Source organism: Aeromonas sp. HMWF014 (genome assembly GCF_963878295.1).
GTDB classification, from domain to species: domain Bacteria; phylum Pseudomonadota; class Gammaproteobacteria; order Enterobacterales; family Aeromonadaceae; genus Aeromonas; species Aeromonas popoffii.
Map to the genome: position 1 here is coordinate 1 of NZ_CAWNYS010000051.1, position 4,183 is coordinate 4,183.

Consider the following 4,183-nt stretch of genomic DNA (forward strand, 5'->3'; position numbering starts at 1 on the left):
CAGGCTGTACCAGGCCAGTTGACGGGGACTGTCGCTGACCAGCGTCAGCAGCAAGTCATCGCCGTCCAACTTGACGTTCACCCTGGCGTCCTGGGTAGGCCAGTGCCAGCTGGCCTGCTGCTCGTCCTGTTGCAACTGATCGACCTGGCGGGCGGGTTGGCCCGCGCTGACCGGGATCGTGTTGACCGAAATGGCCAGGGTGTCGGGATCTATGCTGTAACTTTGTGTCTCACCCTGCAGCGTCAGGGGGGCGGCGGCCAGCGGTGCCGCCAGCAGTGACATCAGCAGCCAGCCCAGTGCGGGTGACGTTGTCTGTAAACCCTTCATTCAACATCCTCGACCTGATTGATGGCTCAGGGTACGCCGTTGTCAGCCCGCCGGTACAGCCAAATCTGTTTAACCCATATGGGGTGAATGGCATCGAGTCCGCCGTTTTTTAAGTCGTTCCATTTCGAACAAAAAGCATCATTTGAACCCCTTTGCAGCCCCCGCCAGCACTGGTTTCATCGACCTCAAGAGGGGGCTGGATCTGCCACGCCTCCTTTTGATAGACGCCCCATATAGGGGGATGCCAGCTTGGTCACCAGTTTCTAGCATGCCGGCTCATTTTGAACCCAAGACCTTGTTTTATAAGACTTGTTTCTGACTGGAGTATCAATATGAAGGCGACAAAATGGGGTGTGGGGCTGGGGTTATGTACCCTGCTGGCCGGGGTGATCGGCTGGTGCCTATGGCCGCAGCCAGCGGCGCCGGACCTGGAGGATGGCCACAGCGGCGAGCGGTTGGTGGACTCCCCCGAGCTGGTAGAGCCGGCTCAGCTTGCCGTGATGTCGACACCCGAGATCAAGTCCGCGCCGGCAGAGGTGGCCGCCAAACCTGGCCGGCTGCGTGCGGATGGGAGCCAGCAGCTTGATGCTCCCTGGCAGGTGGCCGAGGTGGATGCCGACTTTCCGCTGGTGGAGCCTGGCGAGGGGGTGGAACAGCTCCAGCCGATCGCTTTGCAGGGCAGCGAGCTTGGGCAGGCCCAGGTTGGCGACCACGTGACCCTGCTGCTGCCGGACAGCAGCACGCTGGAAGCCAGGGTGACCAAGGTGGAGCTGCAGCGCGGCGGGGAGCGCAACTGGCAGGGCGAAATACGAGTCGACGGTGACAGCTATCCGGTCAATTTCACCGTCGGCAAGCAAGCCACCTTCGGCTTCATCGGCACGCCGCAAGGCAGTTACTCCGTCGAGACGCTGGGGGGCAAGGGCTGGGTTTACAAGAACCCGCCACTGGATCGGGGTCATGGCGGCAGTGACGCCCTGATCCCGACTCATCAATAACAACAGCAGAGGGAAAATCACATGCAGAAAACGACATTGGGGATCATGATTGCGGGTTTGCTCGGTGCCACGCCCGTACTGGCGGAAACCATCGACCTGATGGTACTGCACAGCCCGGGGCTGGCGGCCCGTTATCAGGGAGATGCCCAGACCCGGATCCAGCACATGATCAACGTCACCAACCAGATCTATGCTGCCAGCGGTCTGGATCTGACGGTGCGTGCCGTGCATAGCCAGCAGGTGACCTATCCGGATAGTGGCACGGACGGCCAGGCACTCAGGGATGTGACCAAGCAGCGTGTGCCAGCCTTCAAGGATGTGCCTGCCCTGCGGACCCGCTATGGCGCCGACATGGTGGTGCTGATGCGGCCCAACACGGGTGACCACGGTAGTTGCGGGCTGGCCTGGCTGGGGGGCTCGGCCACCTATACCGATGGTCGCAAGGCGTATGCCGACGGGGATGTATCCAAGGAAGCCGACAGCATGTTCAGCCATATCACCGCCACCGGCTGCGGCGACGTAGTGCTGGCGCACGAGCTTGGCCACAACATGGGGCTCAACCACTCCCGTCTGCAGGATGGCGCGGGTGGCACCTACCATTATGCGCTGGGGCACGGGGTGCAGGGCTCCTTCGCCACCGTGATGGCCTACCCCTCCAGTTTCGGGGTCTACAGCCACGAGTACAAGTTCTCCAGCCCGGATCTGGTCTGCAAGGGCCAGCCTTGCGGCGTGGATCACCAGGATCAGGCCAATGGCGCCGATGCGGTGCGGGCGCTGCGGGTCACCACGCCCCAGATCGCCAACTTTTATCCCACCATGGTGACGGAGGAGATACCGGATATGGGTGAGCTGGAACGCTCGCTCGAGGCTCGTCGTCAGGATCTGGCGATGGCTCAGGCCCACTACAGCCAGCAAGTGGCAGCCAGTACCGCGTTGCAGGACCGGCAGCAGGTGCTGCTGGCCAACTTCGATCGTTACCCGCGCGAGCAGGCCTCCCTCCATCAGCGCAGTAACCAAGCCCTTCAGGAGCGCAACCGGCTGGTGCAGCAGCACAACAGCTACAACGGCAGCTACAGCCCCGCCGAGTATCAGCGGATCCGCACCATTCAGGCGGGGCTGATTACCCGGATCAACCAGTTGTGTGACGAGAGCAATGCACTGATCCGCCAGTACAACGAGATCAGCCAGCGCTTTAACGATGAGGTGGCCGAGTACAACGGCAGCTGGGATCGCTACAACCAGCTGATGGCGGCGGTGAAGCGTGCCGAAGACAAGGTAGGAGAGGCGCGTCGCGAGGTGGAGCTGGCCGAGCACAGATATCAGCTGGCACTGGCCCGTCAACCGGTCAAGACGCTGTCTGCCTGATATGAGCCGCGCCCTTGGCTGCACGCAGCCAGGGGCGCGGTGACTCATGTTGTTTCTGCCTGCCATACCCTCGCCCTTCTGCCATGGCGTGAGCGCCACTGATCCCGAATTGCCCCGCTTTCCCCACGTGACAGGCCCATTGTTCCCCTATCTTGCGCTGTTGCTCGGCATCTTGCTGCTGAGCGCCAACTACAATCGGCAGCTCTCTCGTCTGATGCGCAGGCGGGCATTGCGCAAAGCCGGTTAACCATGGGGTCATAAGGCCCCATTTTTGGGTCTGCCCTCTTGTCACACTCTGTCACCAAGTCGCCTCTGGCTGGCAAAGTCTTGTCATGGCACAGGCGTGTAATGGGGCAAGGATACGAGCGTGGCCGTTGGGTGAGCCGGGCGAGCAATGCACAATAAGACGGGACAAGGAGCAACAAATGGTGACCAAGCGGGCGTTATGGCTGCTGCCGGTGTTGGCGACAGTGATCTGGTGGGCGGGATATGCAGGGGATGCCAATGGCGTCTGGCCATGGCGCCATGAGATGTTGTTGCTGACCGGCCTGCTGGGGTTGGGCTACATGGCGCTGACCCTGTTGCTGGCGCTGCGTTTGCCGAGGCTGGAAGTCTGGTGTGGCGGGCTGGATCGCATGTTGCGATTCCATCGTCATAGCGCCATGGCCGCGACCCTGGCCCTGATCAGTCACTGGTTGCTGGTGGAGGCGCCCAAGTGGGCGGTGACGGCCGGCTGGTTGACCCGGCCTGTCCGCCGGGCGGCGGGCAGCGGAGCGGGGACAGGTAATGGCCTCTCCCTGCATGCTCTTGGCAATACGCTGGGAGAGTGGAGCTTCTATCTGCTGATCGCCCTGGTGGTGGTGAGCCTGTTATCACTGGTGAGCTATGGCCGTTTTCGGGTGATCCACCGTCTGGCGCCGCTCATCTATCTGGCGGGGTGGATACACGCTCTTTGCCTGTTGCCCCAGATTGGCCTGCTGACACCCGTAGGGCTCGGCATCGCTCTGCTGGGCGGTGCAGGGGCGGTGGCTGCCGTTTACTCCCTGCTGGGTTTGACCGGTCAGCGGGATCGTCATCAGGGCCGCATAGTGGCGCTGCGCACCCTGGCGGACAGTACCCGTGAATTCACCTTGCAGCTGGAGACGCCGCTGTCGCACTACAGGCCAGGCCAGTTTGCCTTCTTCGAGTTTGATGCGAAGGAGGGCCCGCATCCTTTCACGCTGGTGCGGGTGTCGCCGGACAAGCGTCAGCTGGTGATTGCGGTGCGGGCGCTGGGAGACCATACCCGTCAGTTGGTCGAGGCTGCCCGGTTCGATGACGCTGTGACGGTGACAGGGCCTTATGGTGCCTTTGTCTGTCCCGCTCGCCGGGGGCAGTCGCTCTGGCTTGGCGCCGGGATCGGTATTACGCCCTTCGTCGCCTGGCTGGAGGGGTTGGTAGTCAGTGGTGAACGGGGGGAGGGGATCACATTGATCCAGTGTGCACCGGATCTGGCC

4 protein-coding genes and 1 pseudogene are annotated in these 4,183 nt (G+C 62.3%); 4 read left to right on the plus strand and 1 reads right to left on the minus strand.

The window, feature by feature from the left end; all coding sequences use genetic code 11:
• Positions 1–327: pseudogene (locus AAC083_RS01880) on the minus strand (glycoside hydrolase); the annotation flags it as partial.
• 332 nt (positions 328–659) lie between these two features.
• Here AAC083_RS01880 and AAC083_RS01885 point away from each other — a divergent pair.
• The 4 genes from AAC083_RS01885 to AAC083_RS01900 form a co-directional block, all read left to right on the plus strand.
• Positions 660–1,322 (plus strand): hypothetical protein, encoded by a 663-nt coding sequence (locus AAC083_RS01885; RefSeq protein WP_108535711.1) that lies wholly within the window; start codon positions 660–662, stop codon positions 1,320–1,322.
• A 21-nt stretch (positions 1,323–1,343) separates the two neighbouring features.
• Positions 1,344–2,687, plus strand: coding sequence for a zinc-dependent metalloprotease (locus AAC083_RS01890; protein ID WP_108535712.1), 1,344 nt, complete (start codon positions 1,344–1,346; stop codon positions 2,685–2,687).
• Positions 2,688–2,733: 46 nt separating this feature from the next.
• A complete protein-coding gene (locus AAC083_RS01895; RefSeq protein WP_108535713.1) occupies positions 2,734–2,934 on the plus strand; it encodes a hypothetical protein in 201 nt (66 codons plus the stop codon).
• Positions 2,935–3,112: 178 nt separating this feature from the next.
• The coding region (locus AAC083_RS01900; protein WP_108535714.1) for a ferric reductase-like transmembrane domain-containing protein at positions 3,113–4,183 on the plus strand (1,071 nt) is incomplete at its 3' end.